The organism is Bacteroides thetaiotaomicron VPI-5482 (genome assembly GCF_000011065.1).
GTDB lineage: Bacteria > Bacteroidota > Bacteroidia > Bacteroidales > Bacteroidaceae > Bacteroides > Bacteroides thetaiotaomicron.
Map to the genome: position 1 here is coordinate 4530876 of NC_004663.1, position 26212 is coordinate 4557087.

The following is a 26212-nucleotide window of genomic DNA, read 5'->3' on the forward strand; positions in this document are numbered from 1 at the left end:
GGGCTGTTTGTCTATATTCAACGAGGAAAAGAGTATTCGTTTTATTTCTGTTCTTTGACTTTTTCCATCAGTAGCTTCATGTAGTAGCCACCTACTACGGAACGTGCCTTGAAATTCATCATCTTTCCTGTATTCGTATCATGCCAGTCGCTGATAGGCACACGGGAAGTTGTTTCGTTCGCATAAGTATAGATCGGGTCGATGAACTTTTGGAACGTAGCATCGTCTGGAGACATACAGGCACTCCATAGTACCCAGTCGGATTTGGTATATTGTGCGCGGGAGTCCAATAGCAAACCATATTTATTTTGCTTGGTCAGATAGAAAGGAATTTCCGTATCAAATACTTTCTGCGGGAAAATGTTCATGTTAAACACTTTGTCCCATATCAGATTGTATTTCTGACTCCACGTTCCCGGTTTGTCAAATGCCAGTTTGTAGTGATCGTCGTCAAATGCCATCTTCTCCCATTCTATCGCCAGTCTTTTGGCGGTTTCGATGTATTTGTTCGCAGTTGTTTCTTTGCCCAGCATACGTGCCATTTCTCCGTATCCGGCGATTGCCATGATCGCTTTGGCGGAAAGATTGGCATTGTGTGCCAGATGTCCGGCAAAGTCATCTGTACAAAGTTGGTTTTCAGGGTCCAGACCGTTCTCAATCAGATAGTTTGCCCATGTTGATAATGTTTCCCAGTATTTGGAAGCATAGTTGGCATTGCCTTCCATCATAGAGATGGCTGTAGTTACCAGAATCATGTTTCCGGCTTCTTCGATAGGCATATCTTCACCATAAAGTTGCCCGTTGGCTATTGGATAAGTTCCTAAGTCATGAGCGGGGTAAGGCTTGTTCCAGCGTCCGCTTTCGCTGTAGTAGAAGATAGAGTTGAGCATTCCCTTCATCAGTTCCGTATTGTAAATAAGGTATAGTGGAGCGGATGGATAAGTTAGGTCTACTGTGTTGATACAGCCGTTACTATGGTTCTCTTTGGATAAGAAAAGCAGGTTGCCTTCCTTGTCGGTAAGGAGTTTATGGGCGGTAATGGAGTGGCGGTAAGTCAATGCGAGTAGTTCGGCATATTTCCTGCCTCCGGCTTTTTCTGCATCAGCCATCAGTTGTTGGTCGAAGGCACGGCAACGTTTCATCAATGAGGGATAAGAAGCCTGCGCACGTTCGAAAGCATCAAAGATGCTGACTTGACCGTTGTGTTTCCAGTATGCCATGCGGCGTTCGTAGAAATATTCGATCGAGTAGATATCGTCGTAGCCTAACATCACATATCCGCTTTTCCCTTGATTGTCTACCTTGCCTAAGTTTTCGGTATAAGCCATGGCGGGCATATCGCTTTCGCTGCGGGTGATGAAATCCTGGGAGTTTGGCAATAGTTTGCCGTTGGTGATGAAGGCTTGCTTCATGTCATAGTAGTTACCTATGCTTAAGTCCTTGTTGGGTGCGCTGTTGCTTCCCAGATAAGCATATCCCCAGTCGATGCGTACACCGTCTCCTTTACGTTTTACGTAAGGCTGGTCGATGGTACCTGCCTTGAGGTAATCCATTCCGTTTTTGCTGATCTTTTCTGAGATGGTTGGTTGTGACGGTTCGTGTACGGCAAGTTGCGGGGTTGTTTCGATATACACTTGCACATCATGTTGTTTCTTGTCGAGTGAACGTACCCGATAGGAGATGTAGTTGATAGGGGTCGAGATAAGATCAAGATCTTCCATCAGCAGAGGTGCTGTGAATACGAGATCCAGTTCTACCGGACCGCAGGTGAATGTATAGTAGGTCTGTGTCGGTAATACATCGACAGACTTCTGGATAGCAGCTTCCTTGAAGTTGCTGAGCTGTTTGTTCTCACGGAACAGGCCGAAATCAACGTATGCTCCGCCGGTTGTGTTGTGACAGTGTGCTGCAATAATGTTTGTTCCTTTACGGAGCTTGGCTTTAGCTGATGCGGATAGTTCGATGGTAACATCGTCATTCCAGGAATAATCGGTTGCCACCAGTTTTTCTCCGTTCAGATAGAGCTCGAATACATCGTCGTGTGAATAACGTAAGTAGATAATGTCGTTTGTCAGGTCTTGATTGAGGTTGAAACTACGGCGTACCCAGATGTCTTCGGTGTTCCACTCTGTGCCGATGCGTTTCATGTCTTTGGTGCCGAAAGCGGCTTTGCCCTTGGTCCATCCGGAATCATCGAACTGGGGCTGTATCCAGTTGGCCGCCGGTTGGCTCATGGTGAACTTTGCTTCCCAACGTTCGGTGTTTGTCATCGGAAGGATTGTTTCGAGGTTTAGCTTGTCCTTGCCCATGAAACGATATACTTTCCCGTCCACCCGGAGCGCTCCCAGTAAAGGATGGGTGGCGGCTGTCCAGTGTTCGGTGTTCCCTTCGTTCAGTTCGTTGTAGGGAGACCAGATAGCAAGATAAGTGTCGGAAGTGATCAGAGGTACGGACGGTGCACGCAAAGCGATATCCTGACTCGTTTTAAACAGGTCAGTTGCCTGCACATTGCATGCGAGGCAAACTGACATGATTGTAGAGAATAGTTTATTCATTAATATGAAACTTTTATTTATTTAGCGAGTTACAAATTTTCTGGTTGATGGCTTTGATTTTAGGCTCGTCTACTTTAATAACTTTCCGGTCGTAAGTAACCAGACCGTTCACTTCTTCTTCCACATCTGTGATTTGTGTGTATACGGCAGCCGAGAAGCCTTTCTCGATCAGTTCCAATAAATGGTCTGCATATTTTATGTATTCATTAGTCACTTCTTCCGGCGTGTTGAACTTCACGTAGCCCCAGTTCTTGTCTGCCAGCCACAGATGTCCTTTCAGTGCCATACCTATACCGCCATATTCGCCCAGTACGGTAGCGCGTATCGGATCGTAGAGATAGAGGTTCGGTCCGGGATAGTTATGAAGGTCGAGAATATCTCCGCACGTGTAGTGGTTACCTCCACTGGCAGGGTTTACCAGACGGCTGGGGTCGTATTCTTTCGTCCATTTAGTGATTTCAGGAGTCTTGAATTGTCCCCATGCTTCGTTGAAAGGTACCCATACGCCGATGCTCGGATAAGAATACAGGTAGTCGATAATTTCTTTCCATTCTTTGCGATAGTTAGCTTCTGATGCTGCGGAGCGGATGGCGTCTGCGCCGTCATAGTACTTGTGCATCTGCCATTCGGCAGGACCGCGACCTCCGTTCGGCATATCTTGCCATACGATCAGTCCGAGTTGGTCGCAATAAGTATACCAGCGTGCCGGTTCTACTTTTACGTGCTTGCGCACCATGTTGTAGCCGAAATCTTTGATCTTCTTCAAGTCATATACCAATGCTTCGTCTGTTGGCGCTGTGTATAAGCCGTCCGGCCACCAACCCTGGTCGAGCGGACCAAACTGGAAATAGTCTTTGTTGTTGAGTTGCAGGCGTGTAATACCATTCTTGTCTTTATGAGTTGAGAATTTGCGGAGAGCGGTGTAACTCTTCACTTGGTCTACAGCTTTGCCGTCTTTATAAAGAGTGACTTCCATATTATAAAGTGAAGGAGACTCGGGTGTCCATAATTTAACGTCTTCCGGCATTGTTAATTCTACCGGTACGCCATTGAGCGCTGCTCCTTTGGCTACGAGGTTTTTGCCGTCGAATACTTTCACTTCCACTTTGTCTGGAGAGCATACGTTGGTGGCTACTTCCACTTTGACAGTCTTCTTGTCGATATCCGGAGTTGTTTTCAGTTGGGCGATATGCTGGGCAGCTACCGGTTCCAGCCATACAGTCTGCCAGATACCTGTGACTGGTGTATACCAGATTCCTTCCGGTCTTTCTACTTGTTTTCCTCTCGGCTGTTCGCCACGGTCAGAGGGGTCCCACACTTTCACAACCAACTGGTTATTGCCTTTATTCAATGCGGAAGTAATATCAAAGTAGAATGGAGTGAAGCCTCCTGTATGTTGTCCTACTTTTACGTCATTTACCCATACATCGGCTTTCCAGTCCACAGCTCCGAAGTGCAGTAATATTTGTTTGCCTTTCCATGCTGACGGTACATCAAAAGTACGCTGATACCATAATTCCTGATGCTCGTTAATGGTTTTACCTACTCCTGACAGGGAAGATTCGACTGCAAAAGGTACTAAAATCTCTCCTTGGTAATTGTTTGGTGCCGGTTCTCCTTTTTTAGTAATCGCATAATTCCAGCTACCATTCAGATTCTTCCAATCCTGGCGTTCCATAATGGGGCGTGGGTATTCCGGTAATACGTTTTTAGGATTCAACTGCTCACCCCACGGAGTCTTTATCTTATCACCGGCGGGCTTCCATTGAGCGAATGTCGGGCTACAAAGAGCCAATGCGAATAGCACTGCTAGAAAATTCTTTTTCATGGTAATTATCTTTATATGTATTAAATAGAAGAATTAATATTCATAAAAGGAATATTGCAAAGAAAAGCTAATCAGAGAAGAATAAAGGAAATTTGCTGTTCAATAAATGATAAATGCTCGTCATTTTATAGTGAATGACAGTTTTTTATGCGATAATGGTTATTTTTTGTCCTTAATTGAATAATAAGTAGCTTATATTACCGGAGATAATTATGACTTTTGGAGGGAGAACAATCGTATGTTTCCGCGGATAGTCGTAAATAAACTGAAAAACAACTATAATAAACTTTATCAATGAGAATTCTTTTTTTATTAGTAGTATTGTCGGTTACTTCTGCCCTACAGTCGCAGGTAGTCATTAAAGAGAATGCTATTCAGAGTAAGTATGCTTTTCCCTTGGTTACTTCGAAAGCGAAAGCTGTAGTAGTTTATGATACTGATGACTATTTGGTGGTACGTAAGACTGCGGAGCTTTTTGTTTCGGACGTCGAATCAGTGACCGGACAACAATTACGGTTGACGGACAAACTGAAAGGCGACAAAGAGATTATTATTGTGGGTACAGTTGAGAAAAATCGGCTGATCCGCCAGTTAGCTGAGAAGGGCAAGCTAGATATCTCTTCTTTGGAAGGGACATGGGAACGATTTCTGATTCAGACGGTTTCCCGTCCATTCCCCGGAGTCAGCAAAGCGCTGGTAGTAGCGGGGAGCGACAGGCGGGGAGCTGCGTACGGACTTTTTTCGCTTTCGGAAATGATGGGAGTGTCTCCTTGGTACTGGTGGGCTGATGTTCCGGTGAAGAAACATAAGACGCTTTATGTCGATGCCCCCGCCACTTTGTCCAAGACTCCTTCGGTGAAGTACAGAGGAATTTTCTTAAATGACGAAGACTGGGGACTGAAACCTTGGGCTGCCAAGACATTCGAGAAAGAAAGAGGAAATATCGGTCCTCGTACCTATGCCAAAATATGCGAGCTGTTGCTGCGACTGAAAGCTAATCATCTGGCACCGGCCATGCACCCCGTTTCTACCGCATTTTATAAGATACCGGAAAATAAACTGGTAGCTGATACCTTTGCCATTGTTATGGGGTCCAGTCACTGCGAACCGTTATTGCTGAACACTGCCAGCGAATGGGACAGCAAGACGATGGGACCATGGGATTATAACAAGAACAAAGATAAGATCAACGAGGTATTGAGTAATCGTGTGAAGGAAAACTGTGCGTATGAAAATGTATATACGCTGGCTTTAAGAGGCTTGCATGATGCAGCTATGGGTGGCGGAGATGTGCCGATGCGGGAAAAGGTTAAGATGCTGGAAAGTGCACTGAATGCTCAGAGAGAGATCATTGCCCGGCATATCGACAAACCTGTTGAAACAATCCCACAGGCATTTACGCCTTATAAGGAAGTGCTGGAAATCTATTCGAACGGACTGGAATTGCCGGATGATGTTACAATTATCTGGGCGGATGATAATTTCGGTTATATGAAACGTCTGAGTGGTCCGCAGGAGCAAAAGCGCTCCGGACGTGCAGGCGTTTACTATCATATATCTTATTTGGGTGTTCCTCATAGCTATTTGTGGTATAGTACTACCCCTCCGGCATTGATGTATGAAGAACTTCGTAAGGCGTATGATACCACTGCCGATCGTGTCTGGCTGGCGAATTGCGGAGACTTGAAAGGGGCTGAAACACAAATCTCCCTTTTCCTTGATATGGCTTATGATATAGACAGCTTCAATGCGGATAATGTCGCCACTTATCCGGCACGTTGGCTGGCAAAGATGTTTGGTGAGGAGTACTACGATACATTGGAAGATATAACTTGTTCTCATATAAATTTGGCTTTTTCCAGAAAGCCGGAGTACATGGGCTGGGGATATTGGAATAACTATTGGGGAGGCGGAGAGAAACGTACGGATACGGAGTTCTCTTTTGCTAACTATAATGAAGCGGAAAGACGCTTGACTGAGTATAGCCGTATTGGGAAAAAAACGGAGGATTTGTTAGCTTCATTGGACGAAAAGAGTAAACCGGCTTTCTATCAATTATTATACTATCCGGTGAAAGGGGCCGAACTGATGAATCATATGACCATCAAAGGACAGTTTTACCGTCAGTATGTCCGTCAGCAACGTGCTGCCGCCAATCGGCTTAAGGCTCAGGTGAAGTGCTATCATGATAGTCTCGAAATCATAACCGATGGATACAACTCTCTGCTGGATGGAAAATGGAAGCACATGATGTCTTTAAAACAGAACTATGATGGTACGAGTTCCTATTTCATGATCCCATTGATGGAAGAGGAATACACACCTGTTGGCTTTCCTAAGCTGGGGCTTCAGGCAGAAAGCGAAAATTTGGATAAAGGAGGAATGAGTTTTCATACATTGCCCGCCTACAGCACTTATTCACGTAAAAGTCATTGGATAGATATATATAATCAGGGGACCGGAGAGCTAAGCTGGAGTATCACGCCTTCGGAAGACTGGATACTGATCTCTCAGAAAAGTGGTAAGACGTCTGCGGAAAACCGTATCTATATATCTGTTGACTGGGATAAGGTGCCGGCAGGAGAAAAGGTGAAAGGACAAATTGATATAACTTCCGGCACCCAGAAGGAGACTGTACTGGTTTCTGTATTCAATCCTGAGTCTCCTGCACGCACAGAAGTACAAGGATTGTATGTAGAGGAGAATGGTTACATTTCTATTCCGGCAGCCGATTTCCACCGGAAGTTTGAGAGTAATGACATTCGGATGAGTATCCTTCCGGGACTTGGTTTTGAGGGGCGCTCTTTGCAGTTGGGGAATCCGACAGCTCCCTTACAAATGTATCGTGCAGGTGATGTCCCCAGGGTGGAATATGATTTCTATACATTTAATGCCGGGATTTATGATGTATATACGTATGTTTTGCCGACATTTCCCTTGCATGCTGAGCGGGACTACAAATTGCCGGAACATACTAACTCGGATACAAAGTATAGTGTCCGTATAGATGATGGTTCCATTTCTACTCCTTCTACTTCAGCTATCGAATATTCTCAAATCTGGTATGATAGCGTATTGAAGAATTGCAGAGTGAATAAGTCTACTTTGTATGTAAAGAAGCCCGGTAAGCACACTTTGCAGATACGCTGTGGTGATCCGGGCGTCGTTATTCAAAAGATTGTCATTGACTTGGGAGGAATGAAGCGTTCTTATCTCGGCCCTCAGAGTACAATCTGTAATTAGTTCTGTTTTTTATGAATAGGGGAACCGGATGGCCTTGCCATTGGTTCCTCTTCTTTTTGAGGGGTTCCCAGCACGGGCATTCCGTCTTTGTCCCAGTCTATCTTCTGTAAACGGGGAGAACGGGAATCGGATGCGCCAGGAGCGTCATTCGGTATCTGGCGGGCATGATATAGCATATACCATTCTTTCCCATCCGGAGACGGAGTGAAAGATATTCCGCCGGGACCGTATACATTGTTTTCAGGGTCTTGTTGTAGTACCGGAACCGGAGACTTCTTCCAGGAAGCCGGATTGAGTAAGTTAGCTTTTGCGTCTGCAGTCAGTAATCCGACACAATAATAAGGAGTCCAGCTACCACTGGCTGAATAGAAGATGCATGCTTTGTCTTTATTCTTTGATTCAAAATATTGGGGTGCTTCGTTTACATGTATCGGATAGGCTGTTTTGCTGCCATCCGGATTTACCCATTGGCATTCCCATTCATATTCAGGTTTGGAGATGAGAATCCTGTCAGAAGACAGTGTCCATGGATTCTTCATAGTAGCGATGTAGATACATTGGGTTTCACTGTCTATCCTTCGTTTTTGCCAGCCGCACCATATCATATAGCGTTGGCCATCATGTTCAAAGGTGCTGGCATGGATTGCCCAGTTGTTGTCTTTATCTGTCTGTATGCGTCCTTTCATCACAAATGTTCCTTCCATGGGGTTGGCGGCTTCATTCTCGACAACATAAATCTGGTGATTATCCATATTGCCGTCGTCTGCGGCAAAGTAAATATACCATTTGTTATTTATACGATGAATTTCGGGTGCCCACAGATGATAGGAGTTGCTGGGGTCGGTGGGTATCCATACATCTTTTTGAGTAGCATGTGAGAGGTCTGTTATATCATCGGTTTCCCAAAGTATGACTCTGTTTTCTGAGCCCTGTGTATAATAATATTTGCCTTCATGAAAAATAGCCCATGGCTCTGCTCCACGTTCAAGTAACGGGTTCGTATAGGTATTTCCTGCGGCTACAGTTTCTTTCTCTGTTGTAGCCTTCTTATGCTGGCAAGAGACACCGATTAATAAGATAATGGATAATAAAAACAATCTGCTTCTCATGGTACTTCTCATTTGATAATGACAATGCAAAGTAAGCATAAAATATTGATAAATCATGCAAATGGAAGTAGAATGGTCAGTTTTTGTTGTTAAATGAACTGTAATTTCTGAAACTTTTCTTTGTTTTTTCTCATCTTTGCGAAGTGAACTTTTAAATAAATAATATATGAAACTTAGACATCTTTTTCTTTTCTGTGTAATTTGCTGTTCTGTATCTATATCTGCCCAAAACAAAAGTAAGCTTCCGAAAACGAGTGGTAATCCTATTTTCCCTGGTTGGTATGCCGATCCGGAAGGGATTGTGTTTGGAGACGAATACTGGATTTATCCTACCTATTCTGCCGCTTATGATGATCAGATATTCATGGATGCTTTCTCATCAAAAGATTTGGTAAACTGGACCAAGCATCCGAAAGTACTTTCCAAAGAAAATATCAGCTGGCTCAGACGTGCATTGTGGGCCCCGGCAGTAATCCATGCTAATGATAAATATTATTTCTTCTTCGGAGCCAATGATATCCAAAATAATAATGAGTTAGGCGGAATTGGAGTTGCTGTAGCAGACAATCCTGCAGGACCTTTTAAAGATGCGTTGGGAAAACCGTTGATTGATAAGATTGTAAATGGTGCTCAGCCGATTGATCAGTTTGTATTTAAGGATGATGATGGACAATATTATATGTATTATGGTGGTTGGGGACATTGTAATATGGTGAAGATGGCACCGGATTTATTGAGTATTGTACCTTTTGAGGATGGTACTATCTATAAGGAAGTGACTCCCCAAAATTATGTGGAAGGGCCGTTTATGCTGAAACATAATGGAAAATATTATTTTATGTGGTCGGAAGGTGGCTGGGGAGGTCCGGATTATAGTGTAGCCTATGCCATTGCGGATTCACCGTTCGGTCCGTTTGAAAGAGTCGGAAAAATTCTGCAGCAAGATACTAATATAGCAACCGGTGCTGGTCATCATTCGGTAGTTAAAGGTCCCGGATCAGATGAATGGTATATCATTTATCACCGTCGTCCGTTGGGCGAAACTGCAGCGAACAGCCGTGCAACTTGTATAGACCGTATGTATTTTAATAAAGACGGAAAAATAGAGCCTGTCCGTATGACTTTTGAAGGAGTAGGAGCTAGCCCTTTGGCAACCCCTGTTCGCGCTAAAACATATGCTAATCCTGTAATAAACTTTAGTTTGCCCGATCCTACTATTATAAAAGGAGACGATGAATATTACTATCTATACGCAACTGAAAGTATTAAAAATGTACCTATTCATCGATCAAGAGACTTGGTAAACTGGTATTATGTAGGTACTGCTTTTACAGATGCTACCCGTCCAAACTTCGAACCTAAAGGGAGAATATGGGCACCGGATATTAATAAAATCGGTGATAAATACGTAATGTATTATTCTATGTCCACTTGGGGAGGTGAGTGGACATGTGGTATTGGTATTGCTACTGCTGATAAGCCGGAAGGACCATTTACTGATTTGGGTAAGTTATTCCGGAGCAATGAAATCAATATACAGAATTGCATTGATCCTTTTTATATTGAAGATAATGGAAAGAAATACCTTTTTTGGGGGAGCTTCCACGGAATATATGGTACGGAACTGACAGATGATGGTCTCTCTTTGAAGAAAGGTGCTCCAATAGAGCAAATAGCCGGTACTGCTTATGAAGGTACGTATATTCATAAACGGGATGGTTATTATTATTTGTTTGCTTCCATCGGCCGCTGCTGTGAAGGTTTGAAGAGCACATATACTACAGTTGTGGGGCGTTCGAAGAATCTGTTCGGCCCTTATGTTGACAAGAAAGGGCGTTCAATGTCAGATAATCATCATGAGATATTGATTCAGAAGAATAAGGCATTTGTCGGTCCGGGGCATAATTCTGAACTGGTGACAGATAAGAAAGGAAACGATTGGATGTTCTATCATGCGGTCAGTGTTGCTAATCCGGAGGGCCGTGTATTGATGATGGATCGTGTGCAGTGGAAAGGTGGCTGGCCGTTTGTGAAAGGCGCTGTACCTTCCTTGGAGACTGCTGCTCCGGACTTCAGATAAGTTTTTTCATATGGCTATTCATTTCTTTACAATGAAAAATGAGCATATAAAATGTAGTTGAAGTTTAAACAAATAAATTTTATCCAGACACTTTATCCAGAATAGAAAAAGTATTGGGGAAATTGCAAAGAGAAAACTATTTATCTATAGGAAATGATGGCTTTTCTCTTTGCAATTAACTTTTTCTATAAAGGTGGGCTTTTTTTTGATTTATTGTTTTATTTTTGTCCTTGTAAACTCATAAACTTGTTATAGATGGCCTCAGATATACACACTCTCTCTGATTCTCTTTTATGGAAGAGGTTTCTCGAAGGAGATTCGAGTGCGTATTCTCAAATATATAATCAGACTGTACAAGAGCTGTTCCGATATGGTTTACTGTATACTTCGGACAGGGAGTTGGTCAAAGATTGTATTCATGATGTGTTTGTGAAGATTTACACCAACCGTGCCAAATTAACCCCTACTGATAACATTATAGCTTATTTGATGGTGGCACTGAAAAATACACTCTTTAATGCGTTAAAGAAAACATCTGATTCTTTTTCATTGGACGAAGCTGATGAGAAAGAAGACCAGTCCGAAGAGCATTTTTCTACTCCGGAAACTATTTATATAAATAAGGAACAAGAGAAGAATACTCATATGAAGGTGCATGCTATGATGTCCTCCTTAACCACCAGGCAACGTGAAATTGTTTATTATCGGTATATTAAGGATATGAGTATTGATGAAATTAGTAAAATCACGGACATGAATTATCAGTCTGTATCTAACTCTATCCAGCGGGCTTTGGGGCGTGTACGGAATCTATTCAAGCGAGAATAGGAGAGAAGAATATTCAGCTTTTTCCTGCCCATCAAAAAAATATCGAAAATAGTTTGAGAAAAGTGAGTATAAAATCAAAGTAGAACTGTTATCCTAATGTAAAGACAATAAAAATGATTAATTCAGAACTGAAACATACTGATTTTTCTAGATATACTTTTGAAGAATTCCTTCAAAATGATTTTTTTATTTCTTCTGTTAAATATCCAACAGAAGAGATACAAGAGTTTTGGGATCGTTTTGAGAAATCTACTCCTTCTAATATAGATGATTATTTTGCGGCAAGAGAATATATAGAAACGATTTCTACTTCAGAAGGTGATTTGCTTTCGGATCAGGAACTGGGAGAGTTGTGGGCTGATATCCAGACAACAAATATTAAAAATGATAAGATTAAACATAAAAACTTTTTTCTGATAGGGTTGACTGCCGCAGCCAGTGTAGCTATTTTGGTTGGTAGTTTCTTTTTATTAAAGAATTATCAGGCGGTTTTGGCTCCTGATATTGCGACATTTGCAGTTCAGACTAAGACCGAATTACCGGCTACAGAGGAAACATTGTTGATTCTGGCAGAAGATAAAGTCGTAAGTCTGAAAGAAAAAGAGACTACAATTACCTATGATTCTGTAGCAATTAAAGCTAACGAAGAAAATATATCCAAAAAAGAACTGGCGGTTTATAATCAGTTGGTTATCCCACGTGGAAAGCGTTCTGTACTGACATTTTCTGATGGCTCTAAAGTATGGGTGAATGCAGGTACCAGAGTCATTTATCCTACAGAATTTGAAAAGGATAAACGCGAAATCTATGTTGACGGAGAAATCTATATTGAAGTAGCTAGAGATGAAGAACGTCCTTTTTATGTACGTACTAAAGATATGAACGTTAGGGTGCTGGGTACTAAATTCAATGTGACAGCTTATGAATCTGAGCCAATTCGCAGTGTGGTGCTGGCTCAAGGGTGTGTGCAGGTTGAGACGACGCAAACCCCAAAAGCTATTTTAGCTCCTAACCAGATGTTCAGTTCTGTAGAAGGGAAGGAAAATATTTCACAGGTAGATGTGGAACAAATGATTTCATGGGTAAATGGTCTCTATTGTTTCAATAGTGCCGATTTGGGAATTGTATTGAAACGTCTGTCCACTTACTATGGAATAAATGTCGAATTTGACTCAGCGCTAAGTAAGATAAAATGTTCCGGAAAAATTGATTTGAAAGACAACTTTGAGACAGTAATTAATGGATTAACCTTTGTAGCACCAATATCTTATGCCTATGATGGACAGTATAAAACTTATCGGGTCGTGAAAAAATAGACACAGAAAAATATAGTAATTAATAAAATAAATCTCAAGAATTTATGGCGATTTTTATAAAGAGTGGATAATACTGCTGTATTATCCAGATGGGGCTCATATGCCTGTAAGTATTAAGTTATAAAATAATAATATTATGAGAAATTTGGACATTGTTAATATGAAAAATTCAATTAAGGGAAGAAAGAGCAAAATACTCAAGCTATTTCTTTGCTTCTTACTTTTGGGAGTAAGTTATTCTTTCGCTAATAACAATAATTATTCCCAGCTCAAAACTCTCTCGGTGAACGTGAACAATAAGACGTTGAGAGAAGTCTTTCAAACAATAGAGAAAACCAGCCAGTTTGTCTTTTTCTATTTGGATGATGCAATAAATCTGGATCGTAAGGTATCCATTGATAGCAAAGACAAGAAGATAGACGAAATCCTTACTGAACTCTTTGAAGGTACGTCCTGTACTTATAGAATCTCTGACAGACAAGTTTTTATCTCAGGAAAGTCAGCTGCCGTTTCTGCCGCGCAACAACAGAATGCTCGAAAAATCACAGGTCGTGTAACGGACACCAAAGGAGAGCCACTTATTGGTGTGAATGTTACTGTGGATGGAGATACCAATGGTTCAATAACCAATATGGATGGGTTATTTGAATTGCGTGTCAGCAAGAAGAATGCTGTTCTTAAGTTTACTTATATCGGATTTAAACCTTCGGAGGTAAGAATAAACTCATCTACAAATATCTATGATGTTGTACTGGAAGAACAGGTAAACGAACTGGAAGAAACTGTGATTGTCGGTTACGGTACACAACGTAAAATCAGTAATATCGGTGCACAATCCAGTATGAAGCTGGAAGATATAAAAACTCCTTCGGCTAGTTTGACTACCACCTTGGCCGGTCGTCTGGCTGGTGTAGTTGCTGTACAACGTACAGGTGAGCCTGGAAAAGATGCAGCAGATATCTGGATTCGTGGTATTGCTACTCCCAATACGGCTACTCCCTTGATTTTGGTGGACGGAGTAGAACGTGCATTCAACGATATTGATCCTGAAGATATCGAATCATTGACTACTTTGAAAGATGCATCAGCAACTGCTGTTTATGGTGTACGTGGTGCGAATGGTGTAATCATAATCAAAACAAAGCCGGGTAAAATAGGTAAACCGACAATTAGTGCTGATTATTATGAATCATTTACCCGTTTCACTAAAATGGTGGATTTGACAGATGGTGTCTCTTATATGAAGGCGGCTAATGAAGCGTTAAGAAATGATGGACTGGCAACTAAATTTACAGATTCACAAATCCAGAATACAATCTTAGGTAAAGACCAGTATCTGTATCCGAATGTGGACTGGCTGAATGAGATATTTAATGATTGGGGACACAATCGTCGTGTTAACGTGAATGTACGTGGTGGTAGTGAGAAAGTTTCATACTACGCTTCGGTCAGCTACTTCAATGAGACTGGTATGACAGTGACAGATAAGAGCATCAATACCTTTGATTCAAAGATGAAGTATAGCCGCTATAACTTTACTACCAATCTGAGTATCGATGTGACTCCGACAACTAAAGTGGAAATTGGTGCTCAGGGTTATCTGGGTGAAGGTAATTATCCGGCCATATCTTCCAAAGACTTGTATAATGCTGCTATGTCCATTTCTCCGGTAGAATATCCGAAAATGTTCTTTATTAACGGTGAGGCATATATTCCGGGGCGTTCCACCAATAACAACTTCAACAACCCTTATTCACAAGCTACACGTCGTGGATATGATAATCTGACCAAGAATCAGATTTATTCTAATTTACGCATTACGCAAGACCTGGATATGCTTACTAAGGGATTGAAATTGACAGCTATGTACGCATTCGATGTATATAATGAAATACATGTTCATCAGGATCGTGCAGAGTCTACTTATTATTTCTTGGATACGAATGTTCCTTATGACTTGGACGGACAGCCGATTCTGCAAAGAATCTATACGGGCACCAATGTCTTGAGTTATAAGCAGGAAACGAGTGGTAATAAGAAAACATATCTGGAAGCTTCTTTAAATTACGACCGCGCATTTGGCGATCATCGTGTAAGCGGATTATTCCTCTTTAATCAGCAACAGAAACTTCTTTATCCCAAAGGAACACTGGAAGATGCCATCCCTTATCGTATGATGGGTATTGCCGGACGTGCTACTTATTCATGGAAAGACCGCTATTTTGCAGAGTTCAATATTGGTTATAATGGTGCGGAGAACTTCTCTCCTAAAAATCGTTATGGTACTTTCCCTGCGTATGGTGTTGGTTGGGTGATTTCAAATGAAAAGTTTTGGGAACCGCTGTCAAAGGTCGTATCATTCCTGAAGATCCGCTATACGGACGGTAAAGTCGGTAATAGTGATGTTTCCGACCGTCGTTTCATGTATTTGAATCAGATGAAAGAAAATGGAGACTATGGTTATAAACTGGGACCTAACGGGACGAAATATTCAGGATATGAAACATTGAATATGGCTGTGGACTTGATTTGGGAAGAAGCACGCAAACAAGACTTAGGTATTGACTTGAAACTGTTTAATGATGATCTTTCAATAATCTTCGATATCTTCAAAGAGCGCCGTGAAAATATCTTGTTAAAACGTGAAAACTCTATTCCGTCATTCTTAGGATATAATACATCTGCTCCTTATGGAAATATTGGTATTGTTGAAAATAAAGGTTTCGATGCTACAGTAGAATACAATAAAAGATTTAATAAAGACTGGACGCTTGCTATTCGCGGTAATATTACCTATAATAAGGATAAATGGATTGAAGGTGAATTACCGGAACAACGCTATGATTGGATGAATCAATATGGACAGAATATTCTAGGAAAAAAAGGATATATCGCAGAAGGTTTGTTTACACAGGCTGAAATTGATGATATGGCACGTTGGGAGTCTTTGTCCCAGGCAAATAAAGCTACTACTCCGAAGCCGTTTGCTTCTCAGTTTGGTACGGTAAAAGCGGGTGATATCAAGTATAAAGACCTTAATAATGATGGTCAGATTGACGCTTATGATAAAACTTATATCTGCCGTGGTGATGTACCTACTATGGTATACGGTTTTGGCTTCACGCTGGGTTGGAAGAACCTTTCATTAGGTATGATGTTTCAGGGTACTCATGATGCAGAACGTATAATGAGCGGTAGCAGTATTCAACCGTTTAACGGCGGTGGCGGTTCCGGTAATCTGTATAGCAATATTGATGACCGCTGGACTGAAGATAACCCGAATCAGAATGCTTTTTACCCGCGTTTGTCCTATGGAGCTGAAACTTCCAGTAATATTAACAATTTCCAGCCGAGTACATGGTGGGTTCGTGATTTTAGTTTCCTGCGCTTAAAAACAATGCAGATCTCCTATAACTTACCGAAAGACTGGGTGAATAAAGTACGTTTGAAAAATGCGGCAGTCTATGTGATGGGAACAAACTTGTTTACTCTTAGCAAATTCAAATTATGGGATCCGGAGTTGAATACAGATAACGGTGCTTCTTATCCGAATACAACCTCTTATTCTGTAGGCGTTAATTTCACATTCTAAAAACCAATAACAATGAAAAAATATAACTATATACTATTGGGTATGTTATCACTCTTTTTTGTGACAACACTTACTTCCTGTTCAGATTATTTTGATCAAGTGCCCGATGACCGATTATCTTTGGAAGAAATTTTTAAGACCAGAGATGGAGCATTGAAATATCTTTCGAATGTTTATACCTTCTTGCCGGATGAGTTTAATCAGCGCCAGGTACATGAAACCAGCTTGTATCGTACACCGGGACCATGGACCGGAGCGAGTGATGAAACCGAATGGACTTCATCAGGCAATAAAGCCAAACTGATCAATAATAACTCTATTGATGCAACCGAAAACACAATGGTATTGTATCGTTGGAAAAGCTGGTATTCGGGTATTCATGAATCTGCTGTATTTACCAAATATGTAGATCAGGCTCCGCTTACGGCATCGGAAAGAGCACAATGGAAAGCTGAAGCTAAAGCTCTGCGTGCTATTTATTACTTCTATCTGGTTCGTACATATGGTCCTGTGCCTGTTTTGGAAGACGATTATGCTTTGGATACTCCCAGTAATGAATTGCAATTGTCTCGTAGCACTGTAGACAGATGTTTTGATTTTATTGTGTCCGAATTGAAAGAAGCACAGAATGCTGGTCTGCTGGAAGATGCTTCGTCAGATAAAACAACAGGTGTGGGACGTATAGACAAGGCTATAGCCCAGGCATTTATAATTGAAGCATTGACTTATCGTGCCAGCTGGTTGTTTAATGGAGAGTGCACTTATTATGCCGATATGGCAAATCCGGATGGGACGAGATTATTCCCCAGTCAACCGGATGCAGCCACTATCAAGGCTGACTGGCAGAAGGTAGTTACTGAATGTCAAAAATTCTTCGCTGATTATGGCAATCGTTTCCAATTGATGTATACAGATAAATCAGGAAAATCGGTAGCAGGCCCTGATGCTGAGGGATTCAATCCTTATGAGTCTTATCGCCGTGCTATCAGAACGTTATTCTCAGAAATGGGTAATAACAAAGAAATGATTTTTTATCGTATGGATAATGCGGCAGGTACTATGCAGTATGATCGTATGCCCAATAAGTCAGGTAATACAAATGATTACAGAGGTGGCAGTTTGTTGGGAGCTACACAAGAGATGGTTGATGCCTATTTTATGGCCAATGGTATGTCACCTGTTACAGGCTATGCAGCTGATGGTGTCACTCCGATTATCAATGAGGCTTCGGGCTATAAAGAGGACGGCACTTCTTCATCAGACTATAAATCGGCAGATGGTACTCTTTATGCACCGGCTGGAACACGCAATATGTATGTTAACCGCGAACCGCGTTTCTATGCTGATATCACTTTCAGTAATTCTAAATGGTTCTCAGGTACAGAAGGCGATTATACAGTTGACTTCACTTATAGTGGAAACTGTGGTAAGGCTCAGGGTAACAATGACTTTACCAGTACAGGCTATCTGGTACGTAAGAATATGGATTCGGGTGACCGTAATCAAAACTTGGTTTGTGTGTTGCTCCGCTTGACGAATATTTACTTTGATTATATCGAAGCATTAGCATATGTAGATCCAAGTCATGCAGATATTTGGAAATACATGAATCTGATCCGTGAACGTGCAGGTATTCCGGGATATGGTACTGCCAGTTTGCCGAAAGCAACCACTACCAGTGAAATCATGAAACTGATCCAGAAAGAGAAGCGCATTGAGTTAAGCTTTGAGAACTGTCGCTATTTTGATGTGCGTCGTTGGGGACTGACGAATGAGTTCTTTAACAAACCAGTGCATGGTATGAACGTGAACTATGATGGAAATGAGTTCTACAAACGTACAGAAATCACTTCCCGTAATTTTGATCGTCAATACTTCTTCCCGATTCCGCAGAGTGAAATTGATATTGATAAAAATCTGGTTCAAAATGAAGGCTTTTAATTAATTGATTAATAAATCGCAATATATGATGAAACAATATATATTTTCTGCATTATGCTTAGTCTCAGGTGCGTTTTGTTTGTCGTCTTGTAATGATGATAAAGAAGCTAGACCTTATACTCCGGATTACGAGATTGTGCCTGAATATACAAACGCAGATACATGGAAAGCTTATGAGGCATTTAATGAACATCTGTTAGATCAGAATAAGTTTATATATAAAAGTAGCACTGCTGACAAGGCAGCTGTAGACCGTTGGAATGGTGCTGCCGCAATTTGGTGTCAGCCGACTTACTGGGATATGGCAATGAATGCTTATAAGCGTGCAAAGGCTGAGGGTGATACTCAGAAAGAACAAAAATTTAAACAGCTTTGTGATGATCTGTTTGCCGGCAATAAAGCTCATTATGCGAATTTTGATTTTGATGATAATAACGAGAATACCGGCTGGTTTATTTATGATGACATTATGTGGTGGACAGTTACATTGGCACGTGCCTATGAGCTATTCGGAGTTGAGGAATATCTGAGCCTTTCTGAAGAAAGCTTTGGCCGTGTATGGTATGGCTCAGAGAAGGTAGGTGATACCGGTTCTTATGCAGACCCTGAAAAAGGGCTGGGAGGTGGTATGTTCTGGCAATGGCAACCTATCAAGAATCCGAATCCTAACGAAGCTGACCACGGTAAGATGGCCTGTATCAACTTTCCGACTGTGGTGGCAGCTCTGACATTATACAACAACGTACCGACCGGAAGGACAGAATCGACAGACTCCCATCCGAGCTATCAAACGAAGGAACAGTATTTGGCTAAAGGTAAAGAAATTTATGCCTGGGCAGTGGAGAACCTCGTTGATGTTACTACCGGACAGGTAGCGGACAGCAGACATGGTAATGGTAATCCTGCATGGAAAGATCATGTATACAATCAGGCTTCATATATTGGCGCTTCGGTGCTGCTTTATAAAGCGACTGGTGAAAAACAGTATCTGGATAATGCAGTAATGGCTGCGGATTATACGATGAATACGATTTCGGGAACATTCGACCTCTTGCCTTTTGAGACAGGTGCTGAGCAAGGTATTTATACTGCGGTCTTTGCACAATATATCGCAATGCTGGTATATGATTGTGATCAGACGCAATATATACCTTTTGTGAAACGCAACATTAATTACGGCTGGGCTAACAGAGACAAAACGCGTGATATATGCGGAGGCGACTATACCAAGCTACAGGTAGAAGGTGATGCTGTTGAAAGTTATTCGGCCTCGGGTATCCCTGCTCTGATGTTATTGTTTCCAACCGATAAATAAGTATAACCTATAAATGAAAAGAATAATGAATACAAAATATTCTATTAAGAAAGTATGGTACTATCTGCTTTGTATGATAATGACTCTTCAGCTAATAGCTTGTACGGAAGAGACTCACGAGTCATATACTGCAGCACCGGAGGTCGAAGATATCTATATTGACCAGCTGGAAGAACTGATTAATAAGATGAAGGATTTGCAGAAGAACTCGGAATATGGAGAAAAGAAAGGGCAATATCCTACAGAGAGTCGTGCCATCCTGACAGATGCTATCGATGATGCCAATCGTTCAGTTCTGTTGATCAAATATCAGAATCCTGTTCCGTCGGAGCAGGAAAAGCAGCGTTACGTTGCCAGTGCAAAATCTGCAATTGATAAGTTTAAGGGTACTATTCGTACGGAAGATGCTGAAACAACACCTGCAGAACTGTTTGTTGATGGTAAAGGCGGCAATTCATATATTGATTTCGGACGTAGTGAAGAATATGTTAAGTTTGGAGAACAAGGTCATCAATCATTTACCGTAGAGTTGTGGGTAAAGGTTACGGAGCGCGGCAGATGGGATAATTGCCTGTTCCTGTGCTCATACATGTCAGACAGTAGCTGGCGTAATGGCTGGATGATGTACTGGCGTAAAGATGATAATGGTGTTTACCGTACTACTTGGGGTGGATTGAATACGACCAATGGTGACAGGGATCTTTGGGAACCGAAATTCCAGATTTCTGATGATTTGAATAAATGGCAGCATTTTGTAGCAGTATATAGTGATGAAGGTTTGGACGGCAATTCTACATTACGTGCAAAATTATACTTAAATGGTGAGTTGAAGAAAGAAGAAACAGTTTCTCCTACAACGAGAGTTTATCAGTCAGGACATTATTCAGATTACTCAAAACCGATGACTGCATTTGGTCGTTACATGAGAGTGAGCGATGATTTGTATGAAGAAGGATTCTCCGGATATATGAAGAAAATCCGTATCTGGAAAACGGCAAAAGGGGCAGATTATGTAAAGCAGTCTTATGAAGGAACAGCAGAAGTAACCGGAAAAGAAACGGATTTGGCAGCCGGATGGGACTTTACATCTAAACCATCGGGAACAGATAACGAGATTATTGACTTGACTGGTCGTCATACAGCGAAAATTATAGGTACCTATAAGTGGGAACGTATTCTAGAATAATAAAGAGAGAAATAATGAAAGACATGAAACAATTAATTAATAAATGGGGAGAGAGTATGCTCTTTTCCCTTCTGATGGCGCTTTGCCTCACATGGACTTTTACAGCTTGTTCGGATGATAAAGATAATGAATATATATCTGATACGCAACTTAGCATATTAGAGGACAATCGGACTTCTTTATCATATTTGTTGAAAAACTCTACCTTTGGAACAGCGCCGGGAACTTTTCCGGAAGCCAGCAAGGAGATACTGAATAATGCAATAGCGGAACTGGACCAGTTGATTACCAAGGTAAAGGGCGGTGAGATGTTTGATGAGGCGACCTTTGAGGCTACAATAGCTAAGGTAAATCAGGCAATAGATGAGTTCAAAAACTCTAAATACTATAACCTTTCTCCGGAAGCCCAGAAGTTCATTAGTGATCTGATGGCAAAAGCAGATGAGTTAAGAGAAATGATAGCTAATGAAGCATTGTGGGGAAATCATCAGGGACAATATCCGGTAGAAGGTAAGGCTACACTGGAAAGTGCAGCGGAAGATTTGGAGAGTTTGGCAGACAGAATCAAAACCAGTGCCATCACAGATATGACGCAGGAGATATATGATGATGCCATTGCGGCTGCTGATAAGAAACTGCAAGAAGTGGAAAATTCCGCATGGCCGGAAGATAATCTTGTCTGGAATTTATTTGTGGATGGTAATAAGGGTGGTTACATCGACTTTGGATATAGCGAGGATTTTGTGAAATTTGGTGATGATAATAATCAGAATTTTACGATTGAGCTTTGGATAAATATCAAAGAATTCTGTTCTAAGTCAGGGGAAGACAATAGTACCTTCCTTGCTGCATTTGTTAATTCTCCCCGAAGCGGCTGGCGTGTTCAGTATCGTAAAGTGAATGGTGGCAATGAACACTGGCTGAGAGGTTCTATGGCACATTGGCAGAATGAAGGTCCAAAAGATCCGGAATGGTGGGAGCCGAGAGCCATCGTAAACAATCCCAAAGATAAATGGACACACTTTGCTTTTGCTGTAGCGGATAATGGTGTTCCGGGATTTGATCCACCTCAGGAACATACTAAATCCTGTGTATTTGTGAATGGTTCGCAATCCGGCGAGGTGATTCGTGTAGGTGAGGCTTGGAGAACTTATATTAACAATGGTTGTATTGAAGAGAAAATGCCTATGACTGCCTTCTGCCGTTTGAATACAGATAAAACGACTCGTGAAGAATACTTCTCCGGTTATATCAAATATATGCGTATATGGAAAGGCATCAGAAGTCGCGATGATCTTCGCTTATCTGCTATGGGGCAGGTTGACGTAGATCCGAATGATCCGAATCTGGTTGCAGCCTGGGACTTTGAAGTCTTGGGAGCACAACCTACCGGAACGACAATCACTGATATTACAGGACGTCATGTCGCTACTCTAAAAGGTCCGGAAGGAACATATCAATGGGTGGAAAGTACGACTATCGCACAGTGATTAATGCAGATTTTTCAATAGTGTATTAAATTATATCAGTGCTTCCCTTTGCTTTGCATAATGCAGGGCAAGGGGATTTTTTTAAGTCATTATCTGCGTTTGCAAATAGCAAAAGGGTGTTTTGGTCTGTATTTGTTCTTTATTGAATAGAGATTATCGTTCTTTTTCGTCTATTTCTGCAATCTTTGTAACAGGAAAAATATTAAAACTTATCAACTATCATGAAAAGCAAAATTCTTTTGGCGGTAGCTTTACTGCTGGCGATATCAACTACTAGTGTATGGGCGGCTGATAGCTCAGAAAAAACGAACCAGAAGACAGGGTCTTACACCAATGAAGACGTGTGGGCGGCATACGAAGGATTTAATAATACGCTGCTCGACCCGGATAAATATATCTATAAAACGACTTCGGCCTATGAACAGGCGGTAGACCGTGGTCATGGCGCAGCTGCTATCTGGTGTCAGCCTATTTACTGGGATATGTCAATGAACGCCTATAAACTGGCGAAGGCTCAGAAAGATAAAAAGAAAAGAGCCTATTACAAAGAGCTCTGCGAAAAGATATTCGCTGGAAATAAAGCCCAATATTGTCACTTTGATTTCGATAATAATAATGAAAATACCGGATGGTTTATCTATGATGATATCATGTGGTGGACGATCTCTTTGGCACGTGCATACGAACTGTTTGGTGTGGATGAATATCTGAAACTGTCTGAAGAGAGCTTCAGCCGTGTATGGTACGGTTCTAAAAAAGTAGGCGATACAGGATCATATGACAAAGAGAACGGAGGGATGTTCTGGCAATGGCAGCCGATCCATAATCCCAAGCCGAACAGACCGGGGGACGGAAAGATGGCTTGTATCAATTTCCCTACCGTGGTAGCAGCACTTACACTGTACAATAATGTTCCGAAGAAGAGAAAAGAATCAACCGAAGAATCACCCAAGTATCAGACAAGAGAACAGTATTTGGCTAAAGGCAAAGAGATTTATGAATGGGGAGTAGAAAACCTGTTGGACAAGAAGACGGGCCGGATAGCTGATAGTCGTCATGGCAACGGTAATCCTGCCTGGAAAGCGCATGTATATAATCAAGCTACCTTTATCGGTGCTTCCGTATTGCTTTACAAAGCGACTAAAGAAAAACGCTACCTGGATAATGCAATCCTTGCAGCAGACTATACAGTCAATGAAATGTCTGCGAAGCATAACCTGCTGCCCTTTGAAAGAGGAATCGAGCAAGGTATCTATACGGCTATTTTTGCAGAATACATAGCTATGCTGGTATACGATTGCGGACAAACACAATATATCCCGTTCCTGAAACGTAATATCGAGTCCGGTTGGGCAAACAGGGATAAGACACGTAATGTATGTGGCGGAGAATATGAGAAAGCATTACCGGCCGGTGCTGAGATAGACAGCTACTCGGCTTCCGGTATACCGGCATTGATGCTTCTGTTTCCGGCAGAAAAATAATCCGAAGAGAAACGGGGCAACGACCAGATATAAAAATGAAAATACACCTGAATATCATGAACAATAAACATTTACTGATTGCTCTCGGCTTGCTTCTTGCCTGCAATCATGCTACTTATGCGCAAAAAGGAAAAAGCAAAGAAGCAAAGACCACGTTTCAGACTTCTGAACCCTGGAAACCCGAAACAGACGTACGTGCTGATGCCACGATGGTATATGGTACACTGGATAAGCCCGGAGTAACTTTTGAACAACGCATTCAGTCATGGAGAGACAAAGGTTATCTGACGGAATTTATGACCGGAGTTGCCTGGGGAGACTACAAGGACTACTTTCTGGGGAAATGGGATGGAGTAGACGGGCATCTGAAAGAAGGACAGCGCGACCGTAATGGAAATGAAATAGCTCATGGTCATCTGATCCCTTATATCGTACCTACCGAAAGTTTTATCCGCTATATGCAGGAAACACAGATCAAACGGGTGATTGACGCCGGGATAACATCCATATATCTGGAAGAACCGGAGTTTTGGATGCGTGGCGGATATAGCGAAGCTTTTAAATCCGAATGGCAGAAATATTATAATTTCCCCTGGAGAGCTCAGCACGAATCTCCCGAAAACACATACCTTTCCAACAAACTGAAATATCATCTGTACTATAATGCGCTGGATAAGATATTCACTTATGCCAAAGAATACGGAAAATCGAAAGGACTGGATATCAAATGTTATGTGCCGACGCATTCTTTGATTAATTATACTTCCTGGCAGATTGTAAGTCCGGAAGCCAGCCTGGCTTCATTGGATTGTGTAGACGGCTACATTGCCCAGGTATGGACAGGGACTGCCCGCGAACCGAATTTCTATAACGGCGTGCAGAAAGAACGTGTATTCGAGAATGCGTTTCTGGAATACGGGTGTATGAAGTCGATGACTGCACCGCTGAACCGGAAAATGTATTTCCTGACAGACCCGATCGAAGACCGTGCGAAAGACTGGCTGGACTATAAAATCAATTATCAGGCCACTTTTGCAGCACAGTTGATGTATCCTATGGTAGATACCTACGAAGTAATGCCCTGGCCGGACCGTATCTATCAGGGACTGTACCGGATAGCGGGAACGGATCAGAAAGAACGCATTCCCCGCTCTTATTCCACCCAGATGCAGACAATGGTTAATACACTGAATGATATCCGTACTTCCGATAAAAAGATTACAGGTACACAGGGCATCGGTGTACTGATGGCAAACTCACTGATGTTTCAACGTTTTCCGAATCATAACGGTTACGATGATCCGCAATTTTCCAGTTTCTACGGACAAACTTTGCCTCTGTTGAAGCGTGGTATTCCGGTAGAGCTGGTACACATGGAAAATACCCCTTTCAAAGAAACTTTCAAAGGACTCCACATACTTGTCATGTCTTATTCAAACATGAAACCGATGAAACTGGAATATCACAACTATTTGGCTGATTGGGTGAAGAAGGGCGGAATACTTATCTATTGTGGAGAAGATATCGACCCTTATCAAACGGTACTGGAATGGTGGAATACAGATGGAAATGAATATAAAGCGCCTTCGGAACACCTGTTCGAGAAGATGAATCTATCCCGTAATCCGGGTGAAGGAACTTACCGCTATGGTAAAGGAACGGTGATTGTGATGCGTGAAGACCCCAAACATTTTGTTTTGAAAGCCGGAAACGATCAGAAATATTTTGAAACGATCGCATCCGCTTATCAGAAAAAGATTGGCAAAGAGATAGAAACCAAGAACAGCTTCATTGTAGAACGTGGTCCATATACCATTGCTGCTGTCATGGACGAAAGCGTTTCCAAAGAGCCACTGACGTTATCCGGATTATATATCGACCTGTTTGACAAAGACCTGCCGGTACTGACTTCCAAACAAATCCAACCGGGTGAACAGGGGTATCTTTATGATCTGAATAAAGTATCCGGTAAAATAAAAGCCAAAGTGCTCTGCGGAGCTTCTCGTATCTATGATGAGAAAGTCAGCAAACAAAGTTACTCTTTTGTAGCCAAAAGCCCGATAAATACAACTAATGTATCAAGAGTCCTCTTGCCTCGTAAACCAGAGAAAATACGTGTGAATGGAAAAGAGGAACAACCGGAATGGGATGAATCATCAAAAACTCTTCTGTTGAGTTTCGAGAACGATCCTGCCGGTGTGAATGTGTCAATAGAATGGTAAATAGATTAAATAAAACAGGTAAT

The 26212-nt window shown here is 41.8% G+C and carries 14 protein-coding genes and 1 pseudogene; 12 read left to right on the forward strand and 3 right to left on the reverse strand.

The window, feature by feature from the left end; translation table 11 throughout:
• Positions 1–41: 41 nt before the first annotated feature.
• Together BT_RS17750 and BT_RS17755 are read right to left on the reverse strand one after the other, a co-directional pair.
• The gene (locus BT_RS17750; RefSeq protein ID WP_008767695.1) at positions 42–2555 is read right to left on the reverse strand and encodes a glutaminase domain-containing protein; all 2514 of its coding nucleotides are present in this window, start codon (positions 2553–2555) and stop codon (positions 42–44) included.
• 13 nt (positions 2556–2568) lie between these two features.
• Positions 2569–4383 (reverse strand): glycoside hydrolase family 2 protein, encoded by a 1815-nt coding sequence (locus BT_RS17755; RefSeq protein WP_008762477.1) that lies wholly within the window; start codon positions 4381–4383, stop codon positions 2569–2571.
• A 294-nt stretch (positions 4384–4677) separates the two neighbouring features.
• Between BT_RS17755 and BT_RS17760 the strand changes: the two genes are divergently transcribed.
• Entirely contained in the window at positions 4678–7626 is a 2949-nt protein-coding gene (locus tag BT_RS17760; RefSeq protein ID WP_011108855.1) for a glycosyl hydrolase 115 family protein, read from the forward strand.
• Here the strand turns inward: BT_RS17760 and BT_RS17765 are convergent.
• On the reverse strand, positions 7623–8735 hold the full coding sequence (locus BT_RS17765; protein ID WP_008767698.1) for a glycoside hydrolase family 43 protein: 1113 nt from the start codon (positions 8733–8735) through the stop codon (positions 7623–7625). The genes BT_RS17760 and BT_RS17765 overlap by 4 nt on opposite strands.
• Positions 8736–8901: 166 nt before the next feature.
• Between BT_RS17765 and BT_RS24735 the strand changes: the two are divergent.
• The 11 genes and pseudogenes from BT_RS24735 to BT_RS17815 form a co-directional block, all read left to right on the forward strand.
• Positions 8902–9885 (forward strand): annotated as a pseudogene (locus tag BT_RS24735) (glycoside hydrolase family 43 protein); the annotation flags it as partial.
• The gene (locus BT_RS24740) at positions 9883–10815 is read left to right on the forward strand and encodes a family 43 glycosylhydrolase (protein ID WP_224200667.1); all 933 of its coding nucleotides are present in this window, start codon (positions 9883–9885) and stop codon (positions 10813–10815) included. The pseudogene BT_RS24735 and the gene BT_RS24740, both read left to right, overlap by 3 nt.
• Before the next feature lie 255 nt (positions 10816–11070).
• A complete protein-coding gene (locus tag BT_RS17775) occupies positions 11071–11643 on the forward strand; it encodes an RNA polymerase sigma factor (RefSeq protein ID WP_008762480.1) in 573 nt (190 codons plus the stop codon).
• Between the two features lie 113 nt (positions 11644–11756).
• Positions 11757–12959, forward strand: coding sequence for a FecR family protein (locus BT_RS17780; RefSeq protein WP_008767176.1), 1203 nt, complete (start codon positions 11757–11759; stop codon positions 12957–12959).
• Between the two features lie 160 nt (positions 12960–13119).
• Positions 13120–16551, forward strand: coding sequence for a TonB-dependent receptor (locus BT_RS17785; protein WP_048699137.1), 3432 nt, complete (start codon positions 13120–13122; stop codon positions 16549–16551).
• A gap of 12 nt (positions 16552–16563) precedes the next feature.
• Entirely contained in the window at positions 16564–18492 is a 1929-nt protein-coding gene (locus tag BT_RS17790; RefSeq protein WP_008767174.1) for a RagB/SusD family nutrient uptake outer membrane protein, read from the forward strand.
• 28 nt (positions 18493–18520) lie between these two features.
• Positions 18521–19807 carry a glycoside hydrolase family 76 protein gene (locus tag BT_RS17795; protein ID WP_008767173.1) on the forward strand — a complete coding sequence of 429 codons (1287 nt, stop codon included), beginning with the start codon at positions 18521–18523 and terminating at the stop codon, positions 19805–19807.
• Positions 19808–19832: 25 nt separating this feature from the next.
• Positions 19833–20993, forward strand: coding sequence for a DUF4972 domain-containing protein (locus BT_RS17800; RefSeq protein ID WP_008767172.1), 1161 nt, complete (start codon positions 19833–19835; stop codon positions 20991–20993).
• 14 nt (positions 20994–21007) lie between these two features.
• Positions 21008–22483 carry a DUF4972 domain-containing protein gene (locus BT_RS17805; protein WP_011108860.1) on the forward strand — a complete coding sequence of 492 codons (1476 nt, stop codon included), beginning with the start codon at positions 21008–21010 and terminating at the stop codon, positions 22481–22483.
• A gap of 221 nt (positions 22484–22704) precedes the next feature.
• Entirely contained in the window at positions 22705–23967 is a 1263-nt protein-coding gene (locus BT_RS17810) for a glycoside hydrolase family 76 protein (protein ID WP_008767170.1), read from the forward strand.
• A 56-nt stretch (positions 23968–24023) separates the two neighbouring features.
• A complete protein-coding gene (locus tag BT_RS17815; protein ID WP_011108861.1) occupies positions 24024–26189 on the forward strand; it encodes a hypothetical protein in 2166 nt (721 codons plus the stop codon).
• Positions 26190–26212: the final 23 nt, after the last annotated feature.

Excerpts from the sequence above, each read along its gene's own strand:
- BT_RS17810 (WP_008767170.1), top strand. The coding sequence starts at position 22,705 with ATGAAAAGCAAAATTCTTTTGGCGGTAGCTTTACTGCTGGCGATATCA.
- BT_RS17800 (WP_008767172.1), top strand. The coding sequence starts at position 19,833 with ATGAATACAAAATATTCTATTAAGAAAGTATGGTACTATCTGCTTTGT.
- BT_RS17795 (WP_008767173.1), top strand. The coding sequence starts at position 18,521 with ATGAAACAATATATATTTTCTGCATTATGCTTAGTCTCAGGTGCGTTT.
- BT_RS17780 (WP_008767176.1), top strand. The coding sequence starts at position 11,757 with ATGATTAATTCAGAACTGAAACATACTGATTTTTCTAGATATACTTTT.
- BT_RS17785 (WP_048699137.1), top strand. The coding sequence starts at position 13,120 with ATGAAAAATTCAATTAAGGGAAGAAAGAGCAAAATACTCAAGCTATTT.
- BT_RS17805 (WP_011108860.1), top strand. The coding sequence starts at position 21,008 with ATGAAAGACATGAAACAATTAATTAATAAATGGGGAGAGAGTATGCTC.
- BT_RS17765 (WP_008767698.1), bottom strand. The coding sequence starts at position 8,735 with ATGAGAAGCAGATTGTTTTTATTATCCATTATCTTATTAATCGGTGTC.
- BT_RS17775 (WP_008762480.1), top strand. The coding sequence starts at position 11,071 with ATGGCCTCAGATATACACACTCTCTCTGATTCTCTTTTATGGAAGAGG.
- BT_RS17790 (WP_008767174.1), top strand. The coding sequence starts at position 16,564 with ATGAAAAAATATAACTATATACTATTGGGTATGTTATCACTCTTTTTT.
- BT_RS17755 (WP_008762477.1), bottom strand. The coding sequence starts at position 4,383 with ATGAAAAAGAATTTTCTAGCAGTGCTATTCGCATTGGCTCTTTGTAGC.
- BT_RS17760 (WP_011108855.1), top strand. The coding sequence starts at position 4,678 with ATGAGAATTCTTTTTTTATTAGTAGTATTGTCGGTTACTTCTGCCCTA.
- BT_RS17750 (WP_008767695.1), bottom strand. The coding sequence starts at position 2,555 with ATGAATAAACTATTCTCTACAATCATGTCAGTTTGCCTCGCATGCAAT.
- BT_RS17815 (WP_011108861.1), top strand. The coding sequence starts at position 24,024 with ATGAACAATAAACATTTACTGATTGCTCTCGGCTTGCTTCTTGCCTGC.